General features: G+C 54.9%; 17 protein-coding genes. 1 reads left to right on the forward strand and 16 read right to left on the reverse strand.

The window, feature by feature from the left end; all coding sequences use genetic code 11:
- Window positions 1-279: 279 nt before the first annotated feature.
- The 14 genes from ENN40_07190 to ENN40_07255 all read right to left on the reverse strand — a co-directional run bounded on the left by ENN40_07190 (window position 280) and on the right by ENN40_07255 (window position 16,869).
- A complete protein-coding gene (locus ENN40_07190) occupies window positions 280-510 on the reverse strand; it encodes a hypothetical protein (protein ID HDP95126.1) in 231 nt (76 codons plus the stop codon).
- 104 nt (window positions 511-614) lie between these two features.
- On the reverse strand, window positions 615-1,442 hold the full coding sequence (locus ENN40_07195) for a hypothetical protein (GenBank protein ID HDP95127.1): 828 nt from the start codon (window positions 1,440-1,442) through the stop codon (window positions 615-617).
- Window positions 1,443-2,032: 590 nt separating this feature from the next.
- On the reverse strand, window positions 2,033-2,947 hold the full coding sequence (locus ENN40_07200) for a response regulator (GenBank protein HDP95128.1): 915 nt from the start codon (window positions 2,945-2,947) through the stop codon (window positions 2,033-2,035).
- Window positions 2,781-3,758 (reverse strand): diguanylate cyclase, encoded by a 978-nt coding sequence (locus ENN40_07205; GenBank protein ID HDP95129.1) that lies wholly within the window; start codon window positions 3,756-3,758, stop codon window positions 2,781-2,783. Before ENN40_07205 ends, ENN40_07200 begins: the two co-directional genes overlap by 167 nt.
- The gene (locus ENN40_07210; GenBank protein HDP95130.1) at window positions 3,755-6,520 is read right to left on the reverse strand and encodes a response regulator; all 2,766 of its coding nucleotides are present in this window, start codon (window positions 6,518-6,520) and stop codon (window positions 3,755-3,757) included. Before ENN40_07210 ends, ENN40_07205 begins: the two co-directional genes overlap by 4 nt.
- On the reverse strand, window positions 6,517-7,809 hold the full coding sequence (locus tag ENN40_07215; GenBank protein HDP95131.1) for a type IV pilus twitching motility protein PilT: 1,293 nt from the start codon (window positions 7,807-7,809) through the stop codon (window positions 6,517-6,519). Before ENN40_07215 ends, ENN40_07210 begins: the two co-directional genes overlap by 4 nt.
- A complete protein-coding gene (locus ENN40_07220; GenBank protein ID HDP95132.1) occupies window positions 7,781-8,272 on the reverse strand; it encodes a hypothetical protein in 492 nt (163 codons plus the stop codon). The genes ENN40_07215 and ENN40_07220 overlap by 29 nt, the downstream gene beginning before the upstream one ends.
- Window positions 8,253-9,050 carry an HD domain-containing protein gene (locus ENN40_07225; GenBank protein ID HDP95133.1) on the reverse strand — a complete coding sequence of 266 codons (798 nt, stop codon included), beginning with the start codon at window positions 9,048-9,050 and terminating at the stop codon, window positions 8,253-8,255. The genes ENN40_07220 and ENN40_07225 overlap by 20 nt, the downstream gene beginning before the upstream one ends.
- Entirely contained in the window at window positions 9,025-9,507 is a 483-nt protein-coding gene (locus tag ENN40_07230; GenBank protein ID HDP95134.1) for a response regulator, read from the reverse strand. The genes ENN40_07225 and ENN40_07230 overlap by 26 nt, the downstream gene beginning before the upstream one ends.
- Window positions 9,508-9,665: 158 nt before the next feature.
- A complete protein-coding gene (locus ENN40_07235) occupies window positions 9,666-10,034 on the reverse strand; it encodes a response regulator (protein ID HDP95135.1) in 369 nt (122 codons plus the stop codon).
- On the reverse strand, window positions 10,031-12,763 hold the full coding sequence (locus tag ENN40_07240; protein HDP95136.1) for a PAS domain S-box protein: 2,733 nt from the start codon (window positions 12,761-12,763) through the stop codon (window positions 10,031-10,033). The genes ENN40_07235 and ENN40_07240 overlap by 4 nt, the downstream gene beginning before the upstream one ends.
- On the reverse strand, window positions 12,760-13,200 hold the full coding sequence (locus ENN40_07245; protein HDP95137.1) for a response regulator: 441 nt from the start codon (window positions 13,198-13,200) through the stop codon (window positions 12,760-12,762). Before ENN40_07245 ends, ENN40_07240 begins: the two co-directional genes overlap by 4 nt.
- Complete coding sequence (locus tag ENN40_07250; protein HDP95138.1) at window positions 13,187-15,394, reverse strand: transporter substrate-binding domain-containing protein; 2,208 nt, start codon at window positions 15,392-15,394, stop codon at window positions 13,187-13,189. Before ENN40_07250 ends, ENN40_07245 begins: the two co-directional genes overlap by 14 nt.
- Window positions 15,391-16,869: a transporter substrate-binding domain-containing protein gene (locus tag ENN40_07255; protein ID HDP95139.1), complete on the reverse strand. Its 1,479-nt coding sequence runs from the start codon at window positions 16,867-16,869 to the stop codon at window positions 15,391-15,393. Before ENN40_07255 ends, ENN40_07250 begins: the two co-directional genes overlap by 4 nt.
- 234 nt (window positions 16,870-17,103) lie before the next feature.
- Here ENN40_07255 and ENN40_07260 point away from each other — a divergent pair, with 234 nt between their 5' ends.
- A complete protein-coding gene (locus ENN40_07260; protein HDP95140.1) occupies window positions 17,104-17,709 on the forward strand; it encodes a hypothetical protein in 606 nt (201 codons plus the stop codon).
- On the opposite strand, the gene ENN40_07265 is transcribed toward ENN40_07260, so the two are convergent.
- Window positions 17,690-19,120 carry a sigma-54-dependent Fis family transcriptional regulator gene (locus ENN40_07265; GenBank protein ID HDP95141.1) on the reverse strand — a complete coding sequence of 477 codons (1,431 nt, stop codon included), beginning with the start codon at window positions 19,118-19,120 and terminating at the stop codon, window positions 17,690-17,692. The genes ENN40_07260 and ENN40_07265 overlap by 20 nt on opposite strands.
- A gap of 2 nt (window positions 19,121-19,122) precedes the next feature.
- On the reverse strand, window positions 19,123-20,034 hold the full coding sequence (locus ENN40_07270; protein ID HDP95142.1) for a HAMP domain-containing histidine kinase: 912 nt from the start codon (window positions 20,032-20,034) through the stop codon (window positions 19,123-19,125).
- Between the last annotated feature and the right edge of the window lie 485 nt (window positions 20,035-20,519).

The raw sequence follows: 20,519 nt of genomic DNA on the forward strand, positions 1-20,519 counted from the left end.
AAGTAGGGGCGACCGGCTGGTCGCCCTGAAGTTGGAAAGTTGGGGAGTTAGGGAGACCGAGAGAGAATAAGTTGAAAAAAAAGGTGACAGGTAACAGGTATCAGGAGGCAGGAGACAGTGTAGCGACCCCTGTGGCAACCCTGTAGAACGTAGAACGTAGAAAACCGGCGCAAAGGAAAGACAAAAGTTCCGGATTTTTGTTTTTACTTTCGACTTTAAACTTTCGACTAAACACTGTCACCTGCGGAGTGCATGCCGGGGTTGAGTGAGCAATTCCGGTCAGCCCACATTTGTTCCCGCTTGACACTGGTTTCCCGGATAGCCGCCCGACCGGCAATGATTGTCCGCCACTCCGCCGCTCCAGCAATGTTTTCCGGCGCTGTTTCCAGACTCGCAGAAGTCATACACATGAGTCGTTCCCTGTGTGCATGCGCCATGGGCGACCCCGGAGAGGGAAACCGCCATGGGTTTCTCGTAATGCAATCGGAGTTTGTTCGGCTCTTTCTTCATTTTACGATGCCTGATTACGGTTTCCGGATGGAAATAAGGCGGGCCGGGGGTTGGGAGGAATATCCCCCGGCCGCCGTAATCCGGTCCGTGCACGATTGCCGTTATTATTTTTGAGCAAAATGGTAAGCTTCCATTTCGTAGATGTTGGTTTCGTAAGCTTGCAATTTGTCGGCGAACAGATCCATGCCCAGACCCAGGAAGTTCATGCGCATGCCGCTGAATGCGAAAAGTTTTGGTTTGGATTGACCAAAACCCATTTCAGAATTGACAAGCGGCTCGGGAGAAAGCGACATGGCCTGAATATTCTGGACCACGTGAATGGTTTCATGATTGTAGACGTAACCCGTTTGATGGTTTTGCGTCACGGTGGGAAACATGCCCCGCGTCCATCCCAGCGCCCGGGGCTGAATGCCGTCGGCGGCCGTGAAAACAAACATGCCGTTGCGGAAGCTCAGCCGCGACCCTTCCTTGATACTCCGGACAAAGCCGGCCAGCTCCCTGGGTATGACGGAAAGATTCACAATCGCGGCGGGCTCATCGGCAAACGGAGTGGCGAACTCAATACGGGCCGGACCGAGAGTATAGCCGATATGGGAGAGGGGGTGGCGACCCAGGGCCGCGTTTTCCGAGATGGAAGCCGAAAGGCTGGCCAGCAGCAGGCCGGAGGTGATGTGGCCGTTACCGATGATTTTTTTGGACTGGTAAAAGCCGTATCCGGCCACGGAGCCGTAAAAAAGGGTTCTGGTCACATCTTTAAAACTCTTTACTTTGCCCTGGATGACGCCCTTGAGTAAGGTGAAGGTCGCCTGGCCGGCTACATTGTATAAGCGAAGCGTGTTTTCAGATGCCGCTTGCTGGCGCGCCGGCGCCAGAAAGAAAATACTCCACACAAATACGAACAAAACGATGATTCTTGCGGTTTTTATTTTCATGCTTTCCTCCATGATGTTCATAAAAGGAAAAGCAGTACCTGTGCCAACCAGACGAAAACCGTAGAAAGCACCGATATGACGGCAAAATCGGGACTTCAGTCCGGTGAAAACCGGGCCGTAAGGATGCGACAAAAGTGGAAGCGGAGCGGGCGGGTAGCAATCAGGGTTGACAGGAGAATCCGCCGTCGATGGGGGCCGGCGCAGAGCGAAATATAGTTAAAAGTCGAAAGTCTAAAGCTGAAAGTCGAACAAAAAACCGCGGTGACTATCTCATCTGAACTTCTTTCCCGCCCTCAACTCCCCCAACTTGATTTTTTTGTTTGGGTCGTTTGAATTTGCTTGGGATTTCGGGTTTGGGATTTAAAAAAGGTGACAGGAGGCGGGGAGCGGCCCCCTGTGGCCGCCCTGTAGAACGTAGAAGGTAGAAAACCGGCGCAAAGGAAAAACAAAAGTTCTGGATTTTTGTTTTTACTTTCGACTTTCGACTTTTAACTTTCGACTAAGAACCCCTACCTTCTACGAGTACTCCCGAGATCACTACCTTCCACGGGTTCTCGAATCCCCGTGCTTGCAGCCATGCGGGGCCGGACCTAATTTTCGGCGCTCTCCCGTGACGCGGCAGCGGCGGGAAACAGCCGGCTGACGGTTTGGTTAAGTTTGTCCGTGTTGACGGGTTTCTCCATGAAACCGTCTTTCTCACAATCCATGTCTCCATTCAGGTAGCTCATTTTGTTGTATACACTGGTGATCATCACAATCCGGGTATGCTTGAGCAGGGGGTCCTGCTTGACCCGGCGACAGATTTCCACGCCGTGTGTCCCGGGCAGCAGCATATCCGTGATCAACAGGTCGGGTTTCTTTTCCAGGGCCAGTTCCAGGCCCCGGGTTCCGTTCTCGGCGGTCTGCACCGTCCAGTCCAGTTTTTCGAAATGATTGCACAGCAGTTTAACCGTCACCGGATCGTCGTCGATGATCAGGACCGTGTGTGCTTTTTGCCGGCTTGACGGCGACGGATTGAGATCGACCTTGTTGTCGGGGTTTTGATGGGGATGGAACAACTCCGCGAATTGAACGATGAAACGTTCCAGGGCATCGCGCGCCTTCTCGAGGTCGCTTTCATGCCCCGCGACCTCAAGCTGGGCGGAAATTTCGCGCAGGGATTCCAGGCTCAGGTTGGCGGAAGCGCCCTTGAGGGTGTGGGCTTCGTGGCGGATCACCTCGAAATCCTTCATTTCAATGGCCTTGTGCAATGCATCCAGCCGCTGCGAAACATCGGTGTAGTAGATGTCAACGAGTTCATCCAGGAACCCCTTGTCTCCATCCATTCTTTCCAGTGCTTCACTGTATTGATTCCATGTGGCCTGCACTTGTTGCATATGTTCCTCCTTTTTGCGGGGATTCCTCCCCGGAAAATTCCATTTCCGCGCGGTCACGGCCGTTTGCCTTGGCGCGGTACAATGCCATGTCGCTACGGTGCAGAATTTTTTCCGCTGGTGTGGTCTCATCCGCTTCGACGACCGTGCCGCCCAGGCTGATGGTAATGTGATGCTCGTGTTCAAAGGCGGTCACCGGAGTGGCGGAGATCCGGCGGCGAATCCTTTCGGCGATTCTTGCGGTGTTCGCGTGATCGCAGTTCGGCAACAGCGCCAGGAACTCTTCACCGCCGTAGCGGCCGACCTTGTCATATGGTCGCATACACTCTTTCAGTCGGCGGGAAATTTCCACCAGTACCGCGTCTCCGGCCTGGTGGCCGTAACGGTCGTTGACGGTTTTGAAATGGTCGATATCCAGCAGGATAACGCCAAGGGGCCGCTTCTCCCTGCGGGTCTGCAGCCACTGTTCCTCCAGGATGCGGGAGATCTCGCCATGGTTCAGCAGACTTGTTAAACTGTCATGGATGGCCATGCGTTTCAATTTTTCCTGGGTGCGTATCAGTTTGTGTTGCAGGTCGATGATGCGTTTGCCGATTCGCAGGCGCGCCTCCAGTTCCCTGATTTTGTACGGCTTGGTGATGTAGTCATCCGCGCCCGCGTTCAGCCCCTCGACGATGTCTTCGGATTGGTTGCGGGCCGTGCATAGGATGATGTACTGGTATTCGGACGCGTTTTGACGCCGCATATGGCGGCACAGCTCGATTCCCGACACCCTGGGCATCATCCAGTCCAGGATGGCGATGTGGATGTTTTCCCCGCGGATGATATTCATGGCCGCGTCACCGTCGGTGGCGATGAATACATTGAATCCCTGGCTACGGGCGGATTTCTCCACCATAATGCGGGAAACGTTGTCGTCGTCGGCAATCAGTAAGTTGATCATGCAACCGATCCTTTGATCCCGGGCGCCGCTTTGAATTTGCGGATGACCCGGGCCAGCCCGTCGCTGTTCACTGGTTTGGATATGTAATCGTCCATGCCGTCACGCAGGTATTCCTCGCGGTTCCAGGACATGGCGTTTGCCGTCATGGCGATAATGGGCAGCCGCCGGCTTCGTGGTGTGGCGGCTTCCTTTCTGCGGATACTGCGCGTGGCTTCGCGCCCGTCCATTTGCGGCATCTGGATGTCCATCAATACCAGGTCGAAATTCTCGTTCTCGAGCGCCGCCAGGGCTTCCACGCCGTTGTTTGCCACGTGGACCCGGTGACCCATCTTTTCCAGCATTCTGCGCGCCACGAGCTGGTTCACCGCGTTGTCCTCCGCCACCAGAATGCGCCGGGATTCCCGGGTGCGTGCCTGGGGAAGCTCATGGGTATCGGCCCCGCCACGGTCAATGGTTACGGTCAACTCGCGCAGTGTGGTCAGCAGGTCGGACTGGCGCACCGGTTTCAGCAGGGAAGCTGAGATGCGCAGATCCGTGTGCGATTGCCGGTTCTCGTGTGCGTCAAAAGAAGACAGCATGACGACGGGTGATATCATGGCCGTGAAACGTTGGCGGATCTCCCGCACCAGGCTGAATCCGTCCATTCCCGGCATCTGCGCGTCCACCAGCAGGATGTCAAAGGGATTGTTTTCCCGCATCGATTTTTCCACGGCCGCCAGGGCCGCCTCACCGCCGCATACCGCCGTGGGCCGCATGCGCTGTTTGCGTAGCATATTGGCAAGAATATTCCGGTTGGTGGCGTTGTCGTCAACGATGAGCACGCTGAAATCCTGTAACGAATCGGCTGCCGGCGCGTTTCTCGCAGTATCGGGATTCCGGCGCACGGGAAGGTCGATGGCGAAAGTAAAACGGCTGCCGCCTTCGGGATTCGTCTCCACCTGGATGTCGCCGCCCATCAACTCGACCAGTTGCCTGGAGATGGTCAACCCCAGGCCTGTGCCGCCGAAATGGCGGGTAATGGAGTTGTCGGCCTGAATAAAGGATTGAAAGATCGCCTTGCGCTTGTCTTCGGGAATGCCGATTCCCGTGTCTCTGACACTGAACTGCAGGCGCGCCTGGTCCCCTTTGCGGGAAAGTTCTTTTACGCATACCAGGATCTCTCCTTCGCTGGTGAATTTTACGGCGTTGGAGAGCAGGTTGGATACTACCTGGCGCAGGCGCACCGGGTCACCTACCGCCGTGTCGAAAGAGAGCGCGGACATGTGGTACGCCAGTTCCAGGCCCTTGGACTGGGCCAGGGGGGCGTGAAGCGTCAATGTACTGTGCACCAGTTGCGGCAGGTCGAAGGGGATGGCTTCAAACCGGATCTTGCGGGCCTCGATTTTGGAGATGTCCAGGATATCGTTGAGGATCTGCATCAGCGAATCCGCGGATGTCTGGATCGATTCCAGGTATTGCCGTTGTTCGCGATCAAGTTCCGTGCCGAGGGCCAGTTCGGTCATGCCGATGACGCCGTTCATGGGTGTGCGGATTTCATGGCTCATGTTGGCCAGGAAGCTGCTCTTCATGCGGCTGGTTTCCTGGGCCTTTTTCTTGGCATCAACCAGATCCGTGACGTCCAGCAGGTTGAATATGATGCCCTCGTACTTTTTTTTGCGGTAGATGGGCTGCAGGCGCAGGATGGTTTCCATGCCCAGTATGCGGCGCTGGACTTGCCTGGGCTTGCAGTTATGCTTACCTTTGAAGTGTTGGATGACGGGTTTGATTCGCCTGGCTACGGCCTCGTCGTGAAAGTCCCAGATCGACTTGCCGATGATTTCGTTTCTTTTCTTTTTGACCAGTTTCAGCATGTAGCGGTTGATCTCCACGATGCGGTCCTGGTTGTCGGCGAATATCACTCCCTCTTCCATGCCGGCGATCATGGCGGCCAGCTTGGCGGTTTCCCGCTCTTTGCCATCCCGCCATTTCTTGCTCTTGACGATCAGGGCGATTTCGGCGGCGATCGATTTGATCACGTTCTTTTCTGCGGGCAGAAACGGCTTGCGGCTCAACGGCGGCACCCGTTCCCGCATGAACACGCTCAACCTCCCGGCCACATGGTTGTCGAGGCGGATGGGGGTGGAAATTTTCCACGGGGTTTGCTTGAAGCTTTCGCTTTGAAAAACATGGTCTTCGATTTCCAGGCGCACGCAGGTTTTTTGCGGGTGTTGAAAAGCGGACGGAATGATGTCGACGATGTTTTGCATGACGACGTGGCATGGGGTTTTCCCGCCGCACTTCATGCGCGCGATGCGGTTGAGGCAGTCGATTTCCCTGACGCGTTGCGACAATTCATGGGTGTATGCCAGCAGTTGATGTTCCGCCTGCTTGCGCACGGATATGTCGCGGTATATACCGAATACGGCCTTTGTCTTGCCGCCGGCGGCGATCGATGTGGAAACCAGCGAAACATCGATCAAAGACCCGTCTTTGCGTTTGCGCCGGGTTTCCGCAACCACCCGTTCCCCCCGAACGGTCCGTTCCGTCAGATCCGCGGCTGCTGTTTTTCGATTCGCGGGGCAGATGAAACGGTCCAGTTTGCGCCCCAGGATTTCCGCTTGCGTGTAACCGAACATGTTGACGAATTCCGGATTTACACGTATGGTCCGGCCCGAGGGGTCGATAATGGCGATGGCTTCGGGCGCGCCGGCGAAAAACTGTGAAAAGAGGGATTCGTCGCACGGCAGGCATGCCGCTTCCAAACGGGTTGTTGATTGTGTCATCTTGATATCCCCCGGCTCGGAGCCGTGCCCGCTTCGCCATCGTGAAAGCCGGTGTCGGGGCTGTCATGATTGAACTGCAACATGATCTTCAGGTTTTCTTTGTCTATGGCTTTTTCCATGGCCTCCCCGGCTTCCACTTCACCGGCGGCCACCAGTTCGCTGAGGGCGGTGTTCAACATTTTCATGCCCTGCTTTTTCCCTGTTTGCATCATAGTGGCGATCTGGAAGTTCTTGCCTTCCCGGATAAGGTTCGATACGCCCACGGTTCCGATCAGCACTTCGTAAGCGGCGATACGACCGCCGGTTTTGCGTTTCAACAGGGTCTGGGAGCAGACCCCGATCAGCGACTCGGCCAGCATGGTGCGGATCTGGGCCTGGTGATTGGCGGGGAACTGGTCGATGATGCGGTTGACCGTGGCGATGGCGGTCGAAGTGTGCAGGGTTCCCAGCACCAGGTGGCCGGTCGTGGCCATCTCCATGGCGATGGAGATGGTTTCCAGGTCTCTCATCTCTCCCACCAGGATCACGTCCGGATCTTCACGCAAGGCGGCTTTCAATGCCGATTTAAAGGAGAACGTATGGGTGTGGAGCTCGCGTTGATTGATAATCGACTTGTTGTTTTCGTATACGAACTCGACCGGGTCTTCAACCGTGACGATGTGTTTGCTGCTGGTGCGGTTGATGTGGTCGATCAGGGCCGCCAGGGTGGTTGATTTCCCGCTGCCCGTGGGGCCGGTTACCAGGATGAGGCCCTTGGGCACCCGGCACAGGTTCACCAGCGATTCCGGGATACCCAGTTCTTCGATGGTCATGATCCGGGAGGGGATCAACCGGGAGACCAGGCCCACGCCGCGGATGTCGCGAAAGGCGTTGCAGCGGAAACGGGCCAGGCCGGGCAGGGCATGGCCGAAGTCGGTATCGTGGGTGCGGTTGAACTCTTCCCGGTTGCTTTCCGGCATGATGCGAACCAGGGCGCGGGTCAGACCTTCCTCCGTCACCGGCGGGTATTGCTCCAGGTGAACGATGTCTCCGTCAATGCGCAGAACCGGTTTGCAGTTCGTGGAAAGGTGCAGGTCCGACGCCCCCCTGGCGTGCATCAGGCGGAACAGATCATCCAGTCCCGGAGATGCGCTTCGCTGCGCGCTTTCGTGAGCCGGTGCCCGATTGATTTTGGGAGGGGGAGAAGGGATCTCTCTTTTCTTTTGACCCGTATTGGTCAAACGGACTCCGTCGGCAGGTGCCGCGGTCCGGTCATTTCCGTTATTTCCCGGTTGGGGATTGAATCGCATTTGTTGATCCATCTTCTTTACTCCTTGTGATTTTGCTCTTGTTGATGTGAATGCGGGTACCGTTCAGCTGAAAACCGATGAAGCGTTGCGCGCCGTTCAGGTAATCCAGCAGGCGGGAATTGGGGTCTGGGAGGACTTCCGTCTGTTCAACTCCGATTTCCGCGCTGTTTTTCAGGCTCAAGCGGACTTGCTGTTTCACCGGTTGGGGCGGCGCCGGTTCCGTTTCATGTACCCAGATGATCTCGTCCAGGTTGACCAGTATCAGTGAGTCGGTATCGGGGAACCTGATCGGTATGAACGGCGGCGCATGGTTGAGGAACTCATGCAATGTTTCCGGCCCGCTTCCGAATCGGGAGTGGGGGCTGAGAAACAGCACGCACGCGCCTTTCAGGGCGGGTTGGCAGTCGACAAGTATGGTTACGACTTTCTCAAGTTTTTCCAGTTTAAAGTTTTGATTGGCCATTTTCTTTCATCAACTGTTTGATCTCTTCCTGGTTGTCCAGGAGCAGTTTCACCAACCGGGACTCGAATTGCCGCCCCGACAGGTCGCGAATCATCTCGATCACCGACGCGAAGGGAAGCGCGTCCCGGTACGGCCGTTTTGAAGTGCACGCGTCGAAAAAATCGGCCAGGGCCACGATACGTCCTTCCAGCGGGATCTCCATGCCTTTCAAGCCACAGGGGTAACCTTCGCCGTTCCACCACTCATGGTGGGAAAGGGCGATGTTGTGGGCCATGCGCAGAATCTCGGAGTGTGAGCCCGCCAGGATGCGGGCGCCGATCAGGGTGTGGGTCTTCATCACGGCGAACTCACTGTGGGACAATCTGCCCTTTTTCAAAAGAATGTGGTCGGGAATGCCGATCTTGCCGATATCATGCATGGCCGAGGCCAGGCCGATCTGTTCAACCACGGATCGGGACAGGTCCAGTTTTTCCGTGATCAGGGTGCTGAAACGGCCGATGCGCTTGATATGGCTTCCCGTGTCGCCGTCCTTGAATTCAGAGGCTAAAATCAGGCTTTCCAGGGTATCCATGTAGGATTGGTTGAGATCCCGGTGGGCCTTTTTCATGGCCTCGTACGTGCGGTTCAGGTCGCGGGCGAAAAGCATGGCCTGGGTGTGGGTCATGCGTTCGGGCGACTCGGCTTCAGTTCGATTTCCCGCGGGGAATTCAATGCGGCTGCGCCATCTCGCCATCTCGGCGTGAATCTCGCGGTCAAACGGAGATGTTGGGTTGTTCATGGATGGTTTCTCCCCTGTGCATTGAAATGGCCGGGAACATTGCGTTTGTATGAGGCCGCTTCAACATGCTCAGGACGGTTTCCAGCAATTCATTCGGGCTGAAAGGCTTGGTCAGGTAGGCGTCGGCTCCGGCGGCCAGGCCGTTCTCGATATCCCGTTTCTGCGTGTTGGCCGACAGGATGAGCACAATGCCCCGGAAATCCTTTCGCAGCTTGATTTCCCTGGTGAGGTCGAACCCGTCCATTTCATCCGACAGGTCGACCCCGGTAAGGATCAGGTCCGGTCTTTCCCGCAGGGCCGTCCGCATCGCCGCCTGTCCCCTGGAAAGAATGATCAGGTTTTCAATGCCGCCGCACTCCAGGGTAATGCGCAGCAAGTCGCGGATCTCCGTCTCTCTTTCCACGATCAGCACCTTTTTCTTTTTCACTGATGCCGTGAGATCGTTTTCATGTGTCATGCCCTAGCTGAAGCAACAGGGTTGCCAAATGTGCTGAAAAGAGAAAACAACCTGATATCGGCGATATAAGAAAATTATAATTGAAATGGGGGAAATTTGGGGTGCGATGAAAGGCCACCCGGAACGGACAGATGTTTACAATTAATTCGCGAAAACGGTCAGGACTCGAATACCTCTTCGACCTTGCGGATCAACTCCAGGGGGCTGAAGGGTTTAATGAAATAGGCGTCCGCGCCCGCCTTGAACCCCTCTTCCAGGTCCCGGTCCTGCCCCTTTGCCGTCAGCATCAGGATGGAGATGTGCCGCGTGCTTTTATCTGATTTGAGAATGCGCGTGGCTTCGATGCCGTTGATCTTTCCCGGCATCATGATGTCCATGATAATGAGATCCGGCTTTTCCCGCTGTGCGATCTCGATGGCCTCATCTCCCTTTGAGGCTTTGATGATGCGGACATCGTCGGCGCTCAGGGTGACATCCACCAGCTCGCAGACTTCCATTTGATCGTCGACAATTAAAATGGTTTTCATGGTTGATTTTCTCCCTGGACGGGGTCCCGGTCTATCTTGTTTGTGTCAATGGGAATGGCGAAAACCACTTTGGTCCCCACCCCCGGCCGGCTGTCAATATCGATCCATCCCCCATGTTTATCGAGAATGAGTTTAACGATGCTCATGCCCAGCCCGGTGCCCGGAGGGGCTGTATCGCTGCTGTTGGCGCGGTAGAATTTTCGGAAAATGTTGCGCACCTGGTCTCTGGTCATGCCGATGCCGCGGTCCTTTATGGTTACCCGGAATTCATCGTTTTTTATCTCGGTGTTGACGTGGACCTCGCCCCCATCAGGTGAATACTTGACGGCGTTGCTGAGCAGGTTCTGCATGATCTGGTCGATTTTTTCCTTATCCGCGCATACGGGTTGGTCGGGCGCCTGCAAATCAGTGGTGAAGCGGTGATCCCTGTAGGAAAGGCGATATAGTTCGATGCGCCCGGCGATGATGTCGTTCAGCCGGCATGGTCCTTTCCTGATTTCGAATCCGACTCCGGATTCGATGCGTGAAATATCGAGCAGGTCACTGATGATCCCGGCCAGATTCACCGCCTGGCGGTTGATGTAACTGAGGAATTTATCCTTATCCGCTTTTTTCAGGTTCTTGCGGGTCAACAGGATTTCGGAAAATCCCTGGATGGATGTCAGGGGCGTGCGCAACTCATGGGCGGTTGTCGAGAGGAATTCCGTTCGCAGGCGGTCGATCTCCCGTGTCCGGGTGACATCGCGCAGGGTGGTTAAAATGCCGATGGGTTTCCCTTTTTTTACCGAGATGGGCTTGGCCGCGGCTTCCAGCACATGAGCTTCGCTTGTTTTGCCCACTATCTCGACATCCGCCTGGACCGATATGGATTCATCGAAAGCAAGTTGGATCAAATCGATCAGGGGCCGGTGATGGGTTACATCGTTGATCTTGCGGTTAATGCATTCCGTGAAGCGCAGGTCGAGGTATTCCTCGGCCGGCGTGTTCATCAGGATAATGTGTTTGTTGACATCCGTTACGATTAAGCCGTCTGAGACGGATTTGAGTATGGTATCGATGCGGTCGCGGTTGGCTTCCGAGTCCAGCAACGCCTTTTTCAACTCCCGGGTTCTGGTTTTTACAAGTTGCTCCAGGGATTCGCGGTGATTTTCCAGTTCAGTCTGAAGTTGCCGGTGCGCGGTGATGTCGCGGGCGATTGCCAGGATCTGCGTTTTGCTGCCGATCCGCACCGGATAGGTGCTGATTTCGGCCACAATCGACGACCCGTCGGGCCGCGTCAAGGTGAATTCTTCCATCTCGGTGGGCAAGCCCTTGTTGCTGCGGGTCAGCAGTTTCCGCCATTGCCTGCGCTCTTCCTCCCCGAGTCGAAACCTGGAAGCCAGGCTCTTGCCGATCAATTCGGCTTGCCGGCGCTGGAGCATTTTCCCGGCCTGGCGGTTGGCCTCGACAATCCTGCCCCGCAAGTCGGTAATGAAAAAGCTGTCGGGCGCGAATTCAAACAGGATCCGGAACCGTTTCTGGATGGCGTCCAGTTTAGCGAGCATTTCCCGTTCTTTTGAGATATCCACGACAATGCCGCGGAATCCGGCGACAACCTCGTCCGCCGGAATGGGACTCATTCTGACGAGCATGGGAAACCTCTTGCCGCTTTTGGTAAGTCCCGCGTAATTGATCATGCCGAACACTTCACCCCGTAAACGCTTCGCAAAAGTGTCCCGGGCCCGGTCGCGCTCTTCCGGGGCGATCATATCGAATATGCTGAGCTCGGTTACCAGGTCTTCCAGGGGATACTTGAACACGCTGGAAGCCTGTTGATTGGCGTAGTGGATATTTCCCTGCCGATCCGTTTCAAAGATCACGACCGGCAACATGTCGGCGAGTTCGCGGAATCGTTTTTCGTTTTCCCGCAGGGCGGCTTCCGCCTGCTTGCGCTCGCTGATGTCCCGGGCGGATCCCAGGATCATCGCCAGCTCGTCGCCCACGAACAGGGGCTTGGCCACGACTTCCAGGGGAACCAGGCTGCCATCCTTGTGGAACATGGTGGTTTCAATGGAAATGTGGGGGAATTGTTGCGGGTTCTCCAGCATGCGCCGGGCGACTTCACCTATCCTGGTGACCTCCTGTTCAGGCGCGTGATCGGAAAACCGTGTCCCGATAAACTCTTCGGGCGTGAAACCCAGGATCCGGGGCAGGGAAGGGCTGACATAGGTGTAACGGTGTTCCATGTCCATCTGCCACAGGCAGTCAATGGAGTTTTCGGCGATCAGGCGGAATTTTTCTTCATTCCGGCGCAGTTGTTCCTGCGCCTGCGCCTTATCCCGCCGCGCCTGTTCCTTGGCCAGGACATCGCGAACGGCAAAGGGCAGGCGCTTGATTTTCTCTTTCAACACGTAGTCGTCGGCGCCCGCTTTCAGGCAGTCCACGGCGGTCTCTTCGTTTATGGACCCGGTGAGGATAATGAACGGGATCCGTTCCGGCCGGGAGCGGGTGATCTCCAGGGCCCTCATGCCGTCGAACGCAGGCATGGCATAGTCGGAGATGACGAGGTGGGGCTTGAAATCATCCAGGGCCCGGCGGAACTCTTCTTCGCCGTCGACAATCATATCGTGAAATTCGATGCTCTCGCGCGAGAGTTCGCGTCTTGCCATCTCGGCGTCGTTGGGGTTGTCTTCCGCCAGCAGGATGCGGATCGGCTGCACGGCTTGCTTTTCTCTTTTCGGTAGTGTCATGGATGCTGGTTCAGCAACAGCCAGTACATGCCGATCTCCTGGATGGATTTCGTGAATTTATCGAATTCCACCGGCTTGACGATGTAGCTGTTGGCTCCGTATTGATAGCTTTCCATAATATCACGTTCTTCTTTGGATGAGGTCAACATGATCACGGGGATCGTCTGTGTTTTCGGATCATTTTTAATTATGCGCAGCACTTCCTTACCGTCCAACCTGGGGAGCCGGATATCCAGCAGGATGACTTTGGGGCGGCAGCTGGTTTCAAGGTTGCTGAATTTTCCCCGCTTGAAGAGGTAATCCAGGGCCTCTTCGCCATTGGAAACGGCCAGGATGTTGTTGGTGATGCGGTTCCTTTTTAAGGCCCGTATGCTCATCTCCACGTCTTCCGGGTTGTCTTCAACGAGTAGGATCTCGACTTCGTCATATGTGTTCATCGGCTGTCTCCTTTGTATTGATATCCGCGGGCAGGGTAAAGAAAAATGTCGCTCCCTTGCCGGGTTCGCCTTCGGCCCATACCCGGCCCCCGTGACGGTGCACAATGCGCTGCACGATGGCCAGTCCCACACCGGTGCCCTTAAAATCCCGTTCGGGATGCAACCGCTGGAAAACGCCGAACAACTTTTCCTTGTAACGACCATCAAAGCCCACCCCGGTATCGCGGATAAAATAGACCGCATTATTACCTTCCTCCCGGCCGCCGATGCGGATTTTTTTTACCTGTGACCCGGAAGTGTATTTCAAGGCGTTTCCGATCAGGTTCACCCAGATTTGCTTTACCAGTTCAATATCACAACTTGCCCGGGGCAACGCGTCAATGGTGACGGCGAATTCCCGCGTGTCTTTTTCGTCGAAGGTTTGCTCCAGTATGGATTCTACCAGGGCTTTCATGTTTACGGAAGTCGTTTTTATTGATTGCCGGGAAGTGCGTGACAGATTCAACAACTCGGAAATGAGTGTGTCCATCTTGACGGTGTTCTGGCGGATGGTTTCGATAAAGCGCTTGCCCTCATCGTCCAATTTTTCAGCGTAATCTTCCTGGAGAAAGCGGGAAAAGCCTTCAATGGCGCGCAGCGGGGCGCGCAGGTCATGGGAAACGGAATAGGAAAAGGCTTCCATCTCGCGGTATGATTCCTCCAGTCTGCCGCGTTCGTCTTTCAATTCGTTGGTGATGGCGTTCAGGTCTTCCACCATGTAGAGCATGGCCCGCTGGCTTTTGTCAAGTTTTCCGACTTTTTCGCTCAGTTCCCGCGTCCGCTCCGCGACCTTGATTTCCAGCTCGTCCTTCAGTTTGCGCAGTTCTCTCTCCGACCTTTTGCGCTCGGTGATATCACTGGTAACCCCCAGCAGGCCGATGGGCCGGCCCGTTTCATCCCTTATGAACGAAACGTGCATGGAAACGGCGATGATGCCGCCGTCAACGGTGTAATGCTCGCCTTCAATGATTAATGTTCTGCCTTTGGCGATCCCGGGGTTTTTCTCTTTTTTCAGTTCTTCCTGCAACAGGGACTGCATTTTCTGCAGGGTTTGTGGAGGGTGCCTCTCTTTAGCGTTTTTGTGGATGTAATCCGCGGCCGGAATCCCCACCAGGTTCTGGACGGAGGGGCTGATATAGGTCGTATTCAGGTTCAGGTCCGTGGCAAACACCACGTCGGTTACGTTATCGGCAATCCGGCGCAGGTCGGCTTCGGATTTTTTTCGTTCCGCGATTTCCCGGTGCAACTCCCGGGTTCGGCGTTTCACTTCCTTTCTGAGGATGAACAGGGTTCCAAGCGCAATCATTAAGAGCAGCGGTACGAGGAAATACAGAACTATGCGTAAGACTTCCCAAAAAGATCTTTTTCTTTCCTCATCGGGACCCAACCATTGATCACGGATGCGCTGGTACGTGTCGTTTGCGATCACGATGGAAAGCCCTTCGTTCAAGCGCTGGAGCAATGGCCTGTCGCCCTTGCGCACGGCAAAGCAGAAATCCTGTCGGAATTGGGGAAGCTGGAAATCCAGCGGATGGATCGAAGAGATTCCCAGTTTACGCAGCAGGTGAAGTCCCATGACGCGCTGGGTTACCACGGCATCGGCATTTCCTTTTTCCAGTTCCCGGAACGCCTCTTCAAAGGTATGGGTGGTTGAGATTTCGGCCGCAATCTTTTCTCGACGCAGGAATTCTTCGGCGTTGTCGCCCTTCATCACCGCGACGTGTTTACCCTCCAGGTCGGCTGGTGAATGGATGCTCCGGGTTTCTTTACGCACGAACACGGCGCCGTGGAGAGACAGGTAGGGCATGGAGAAATCAAAAAGCGCTTCCCTTTCCGGGGTTCGTCCCACCAGCGGCAGGGCGTCGATTCTCCCCGTGGCCAGGTCGGCTTTGATCCGGTTCCATACGCCGATGCGGATGTGGACGGCTAAGCCCACCGCCTCGGCCGCGGCCTGGAAAAGCTCGACGGAAAAACCCGTGGCTTCGCCGTTCTCGTCCACCATGCAGAAGGGGGGATAATCGGGTTCCGAGGCGATGTTCACGGAGGCGCGCAAGTGGGGTTGATTCGACATGTTTTCTTCGGCCTGGGCGTGCAGGCCGGCGCAAAGGATCAACAGGAGCGGGATAAGCGAAAGCTTGCGTGAAATCGGGGTCATGTTTTCTTTTTCTTCAGCCCTTTGATTTCATCCCGGAGCTCTTTCATGCGCAACTCCCGTTCAATGGTGACATCGTGAAAATGCTCCAGTTCCAATACCCGTTCCTGTAGTTCGTGGGTTTTTTTGGCTACTTCCGACTCCAGTTGATCCTTCATTCGCCTCAGATCCTGTTCAACCTGGAAATGATCGGTGACGTCGCTGACATAAGCCAGATGCCTGTCCGGGGATATTTTGACCGCGTTCACGGACCAATACCCGTGCTCGCCGTTTTTTTTCACAAAAGGAAAAATCGCCGAGGCTTTTCCCTCGGTCGATACCTGGCTGAAATGGCTGCCCGCCGCCTTTCGGGATTTGACGGGGATTAAATCCCGAAGGTTCTTGTGCAGCAATTCCTCCCGGGAATACCCGGTTAAGGATTCAGCCGCGGGGTTGACATCAAGGTAATTTCCGTTCTCATCGACCACGAAAACCGCGTACGGGGAGTATTCAATATAACTCCTGAATTTGCTTTCCTCTTCGCGAAGCCGGCGGTGGATTGTCTTTAGTTTTATGGATTTTGACAAGGAATTTTTGATCAAGACCAGAATGAACCCCAGGATGGGAAGCAGGATTACCAGGGCAACCCATGTCGGCAACTTGAATCGGTCCGTCGATACCGGCTGGGCGCACTTTTCCATGTAATCGGCCAGCTTGCGGTAGTAAAATGAGCGCGGGGTTTTGATCCACTCATCCAGGCATTTGTCTATGGCGGCAAGGAGCTCGTGGTTTTCGCCTTTTTTTGACGCGAAATACAAAGATACCGGGTTGATCAATACTGGAGTGGGCTTCAGGCCGTAACGGGCGTAGTTCCGGGCGCCGAAAAACACGTTCACGATCACGGCATCCGCGATTTCCTTCTGGACGAATACGAAAGCTTCCCCAAAAGAGTTTGCCGAAACCATGGTAAAGTCATATCCGAATCCACTCATCAACTGTTGGAACTTCTCTTCCTGAACGGAGCCCTTCATTAAAACGACGTGTTTGTTTTGAAGATCAGCAAATCGCTCCAGGGGCGCTCCGGGGCGGGCGTACACCTGGGACCAACTGTTGAAAACCGGGATGTTGTTGAATTCCAGTGTTTTGCTTCGTTGCGGGGAAAAGGCGACATCGGGCATTAAATCGATTCGTTTTGTCTGCAATCCCTCGATACATTGCTCCCAGTAACAGGGAACGTAATCCAGCTTCCAACCCTCTTTGCGGGCGATCACGTTTAACAGGTCGACAAAGATTCCCGCCGGCTTTCCCTGTTCGTCCAGGTAGATCTTGGGTTCGTTCTGGTAAATTCCGACCCGGACGACGGTGTCTTTGCCAATGACGGCCGCGTTCATTACCAAGTAGAATCCCAACAGCGACAGGATCAGTCGGGTGCGATGCGATCGCCGACAAATGGATGGCGGTTCGCCTCCCCAAAGAGACGTTGCTTTTTGCTTATCCATGAATCAAAGGGATGCCTGAAGTGAACCCGACCCCGATTGGACCGCAAATCACGAGCTTCATATATTAAAAGTAACGCGAATACAAGTAAAAAGCAATTACGGCAAGACTCAAGCATGAAGGCATATGGTCGCAATGGTCTCGATTCCGCAGCAGAAAAGCCCCCCCTGTTGCGCATGATGGTTTGCCGTCAACTTCTGTCGCATCCTTTCTGAATCGGTTTGGTTCGGAGGTAAGTGGAAAAAGTCTTTCCTGGATGGGATTTCGGGAATTATCCGGTTTTGGAACGCCACGTGCTGGCCAGATGTATTCGCAAGACGGATTGCGGCGGATTGTGCGTCCGCGAGGAGGAAGCCATGGTGTTATCCAATTGGCAGAAGCAGAAAATCAACCTGATGGCGGATTATCAGGAAAGTCTTTCCGAGTTGTATACGTATTACAGCGTGAAATTTCCCGCTCATCAGGACTTCTGGCTGGATCTGGCCCTGCCCAAACTGCGGTACGCCGACTGGTTGCGGTTGTGCCTGAGCAAAATCGAGGCCGGAGCGTACCGCTACAATATGATGCGCTTTGCCGTGGAAACCGTCAGATCCGGGTTGGGTTACCTGAAAGCCCAGACCCGTAACATCTGGCACGCTGATATTTCACATGCCGACGCGCTGGCCATGGCCCTTTCCATTGAAACGGGCTTGATATCCTCCCGGTTTTACGAAATCGTCAATCCCCTGGAAAATGAAGCCGGTGATATTGTCGGCGGTTTCAAGATGGAGATGCGGAATCATATCCGCATGATTCAAGGTTTGATATACGCGTCCCGGAATACTAATTATCAGGTGGTTTGAGCTTTTTGTCGCGCTGGATGCGCTTGTTCAGCGCCTGTCGGGATATCCCCAGCAGGGAAGCGGCGACTCCCTGGTTGCCTCCGGCCTGGTCAAGCGCCCGCGCGATCAGGTGTGTTTCCGCCTGCTTCAGGGTGGGGAATCCATTCGGGGAATCCATTCGATCCCCCATGTCTTCATCGGAAACCTCGGTTTTTCCCAACCCGCCTTCCTTTTCGATAAGCGCCCTGAAGCTGGACATGGAGAGAACCCCTGATTCGTAGCGGGACATGGCGTCGTAAACCAGGGCCTGGAGTTCCCGGACATTGCCGGGGAAAGCGTGGGCTTTGAGCAGGGTGACAAGCTCCGGTGGATGGGAGGGGATTTTCTTTTTCAAATCCCGTGCCGCTTCCCGAATAAAATGGGAAAACAGGAGGGGGATGTCTTCTTTGCGCTCCCGCAACGGCGGGACATGAATCTGGTGGGCAAGAAAGCGGTAATAGAGGTCCTTGCGAAACTTTTCGTTATCCACGAGTGTGCGGATATCCCGGTTGGTGGCGGCCACGATGCGGCAATCCGTCCGGTGGGGAATGTCGGATCCCAACGGGTAGTATTCTTTTTCCTGGATCAGGCGCAACAACTTGACTTGAGAGGGTATGCCCAGGTCCCCGATCTCATCCAGGAAAAGGGTTCCGCCTTCGGCCCGGTTGATCAAGCCTTCCCGTGACGAGGCCGCCCCCGTGAACGCACCGCGGGTGTGGCCGAACAGGGTGTCTGTAAACAGGGTGTCGTCCAGTCCGGAAACGTTTACCACGACCAGTTCATTGGTGTTGGAACCGCACAGGTGAATGGCGCGTGCGATCAGTTCCTTTCCCACGCCGGTTTCTCCCAGGACGAGGACCGGAAAAGGGGAGTCGGCAATGGCTTCGATATATTTGAACAGGGAATGCATTTCCGGGCTGACGGTGATGAAGTTCGAAAAAGCGGACGGGTGTGTCAGTTTCCGTGAGAGGAGTGACTGCTTCAGGGCGGATACTTCGTTTTCCAGGTGACGGACTTCGAGCTGCTGCTGAATACTGGAAATCAGGCGGCCTTTTTCGACCGGTTTCACCAGGTAATCTTTGGCGCCCGTCAGCAGGCACTCCACGGCCGTGTCCACTTCGTTGGCGGCGGTGGCCATGATAACGGGAACTGACGGCAGCTCCTCGCGGATACGTTCCAGCAATTCCCGGCCGGATATATGGGGCATATCGATATCCAGTACAACCACGGTCACGTCATTTTCATGGAGAAAGGGGAGTACCCTGCGCGGGTCGCTGAGGGTGGCGACGTGTTTGATGCCGGCGCTTTTCAGCAGGAAGCTGTAACTGATCAGGATAGGGTCTTCATCATCCACCAGGAGTACCAACGGTTGCTTCGTTGCGGATGGATCCATGTTCATGCCTCGACTTTATCGGCCGGCAGGCGAATGGTCACTTCCGTGCCCATGCCCGGCCTGCTGGAAATTTCCAGGTTGCCGCCGGTTTTTTCCACTATGGCATAGGCGATATACATGCCCAGCCCCGTTCCGTCGCTTTCCTCACGCGTGGTGAAGAACGGCTCCATGATGCGATCCAGAACGGCCTTTTCCATGCCTTTTCCCTCATCCCTGATGGTTACCAGGATCTCGTTGCTTTTTTTTGCGAACGTGGAAGACACTGAAACTTCGCAGGCCTTATCCGGCAGGGCTTGAAGCGCGTTCAGAATGATATTGACAAAGACCTGCTCAATCTCATGGATGTTGCCCCTGGCCGGAGGCACTTGTTTGGACAATTTGAAATGAAAATGATTGGTGCATTTGCGGATTTTCTTGTCCAGTATGGCTACGGCATACTGAAGGGCCTGGTTGATGTCGGTCCGGCCCCTGGTGTCGGGCGGCCGGCGGCTGAAATCCTTGAGCTTGCCTGTGATCGTATTGATCTGTCGAGCTCCCTGGATGTTGTTCTGCAGCATTTTGGGGATCATCTCCCTGATATCGGCGAATGGAATGCCCGCCAACACAAGTTTTTCCGGATTATCGACCGTTTCACGCAAAACTTTTTCCACGTCCTGCCACAATTCCTGGAGGATCTGGGAATTGCCCAGGATGTAACTGATGGGGGTGTTGATTTCATGGGCGATGCCTGCCGCCAGGGTGCCCAGAGAGGTCATTTTGTTGAAATGGATCATTTTCTGCTGGACAAGCCTGGCCTGTTCTTCGACTTCAACCTGACGTCTCAGTTTCGCGTTGGCTTGTTTCAGCTCGCGGATGGTCTGGTTGAGGTCCTCGGCATATCGCTTCAACTGTTCACCGTTGCCTGGCTCTGTCATGACCTTATCCCTCTCTTAACCGGCCTTCTCAGGATACAAGCTGAACCGGGATTGGTTGCGATTACGCATGTTCCTTATGGAGAAATACTATGCGGAGGCAATGCGAAAGTCAACTTAATGCGGGGCGAATGGCGAGCGAGAACTTGAAGAAGGTGGGGGCTCTTAGTCGAAAGTTGAAAGCCTAAAGTCGAAAGAAAAAACAAGGTTCCCTGTTTCATTCCAACTAATTCCACTTCTTTTCAACCCTTCAACTTTTGGATCTATTGCGTTTTGTTTGGGTAAATACATATTGGAAATCAGTAAGCAGTTGTGAGTATGAGTACCCGCAGGGCATAAAGCATAAGCGAACGCAAACGCAGGTTCCGGGGACCCATGGTCTGAGACAGGATGGTCGGCTGAGGGGTATTCCCCGAAGACGAAAGATGGCCTCGGAAACATCCCGAACATCCACCATGGCCAGCTTAAGACGTCGAGGACCGCAATGG

The organism is Candidatus Aminicenantes bacterium (assembly GCA_011049425.1).
GTDB lineage: Bacteria > Acidobacteriota > Aminicenantia > UBA2199 > UBA2199 > UBA876.

Excerpts from the sequence above, each read along its gene's own strand:
- ENN40_07190 (HDP95126.1), bottom strand. The coding sequence starts at position 510 with ATGAAGAAAGAGCCGAACAAACTCCGATTGCATTACGAGAAACCCATG.
- ENN40_07195 (HDP95127.1), bottom strand. The coding sequence starts at position 1,442 with ATGAAAATAAAAACCGCAAGAATCATCGTTTTGTTCGTATTTGTGTGG.
- ENN40_07200 (HDP95128.1), bottom strand. The coding sequence starts at position 2,947 with ATGAGACCACACCAGCGGAAAAAATTCTGCACCGTAGCGACATGGCAT.
- ENN40_07205 (HDP95129.1), bottom strand. The coding sequence starts at position 3,758 with ATGATCAACTTACTGATTGCCGACGACGACAACGTTTCCCGCATTATG.
- ENN40_07210 (HDP95130.1), bottom strand. The coding sequence starts at position 6,520 with ATGACACAATCAACAACCCGTTTGGAAGCGGCATGCCTGCCGTGCGAC.
- ENN40_07215 (HDP95131.1), bottom strand. The coding sequence starts at position 7,809 with ATGCGATTCAATCCCCAACCGGGAAATAACGGAAATGACCGGACCGCG.
- ENN40_07220 (HDP95132.1), bottom strand. The coding sequence starts at position 8,272 with ATGGCCAATCAAAACTTTAAACTGGAAAAACTTGAGAAAGTCGTAACC.
- ENN40_07225 (HDP95133.1), bottom strand. The coding sequence starts at position 9,050 with ATGAACAACCCAACATCTCCGTTTGACCGCGAGATTCACGCCGAGATG.
- ENN40_07230 (HDP95134.1), bottom strand. The coding sequence starts at position 9,507 with ATGACACATGAAAACGATCTCACGGCATCAGTGAAAAAGAAAAAGGTG.
- ENN40_07235 (HDP95135.1), bottom strand. The coding sequence starts at position 10,034 with ATGAAAACCATTTTAATTGTCGACGATCAAATGGAAGTCTGCGAGCTG.
- ENN40_07240 (HDP95136.1), bottom strand. The coding sequence starts at position 12,763 with ATGACACTACCGAAAAGAGAAAAGCAAGCCGTGCAGCCGATCCGCATC.
- ENN40_07245 (HDP95137.1), bottom strand. The coding sequence starts at position 13,200 with ATGAACACATATGACGAAGTCGAGATCCTACTCGTTGAAGACAACCCG.
- ENN40_07250 (HDP95138.1), bottom strand. The coding sequence starts at position 15,394 with ATGACCCCGATTTCACGCAAGCTTTCGCTTATCCCGCTCCTGTTGATC.
- ENN40_07255 (HDP95139.1), bottom strand. The coding sequence starts at position 16,869 with ATGGATAAGCAAAAAGCAACGTCTCTTTGGGGAGGCGAACCGCCATCC.
- ENN40_07265 (HDP95141.1), bottom strand. The coding sequence starts at position 19,120 with ATGGATCCATCCGCAACGAAGCAACCGTTGGTACTCCTGGTGGATGAT.
- ENN40_07270 (HDP95142.1), bottom strand. The coding sequence starts at position 20,034 with ATGACAGAGCCAGGCAACGGTGAACAGTTGAAGCGATATGCCGAGGAC.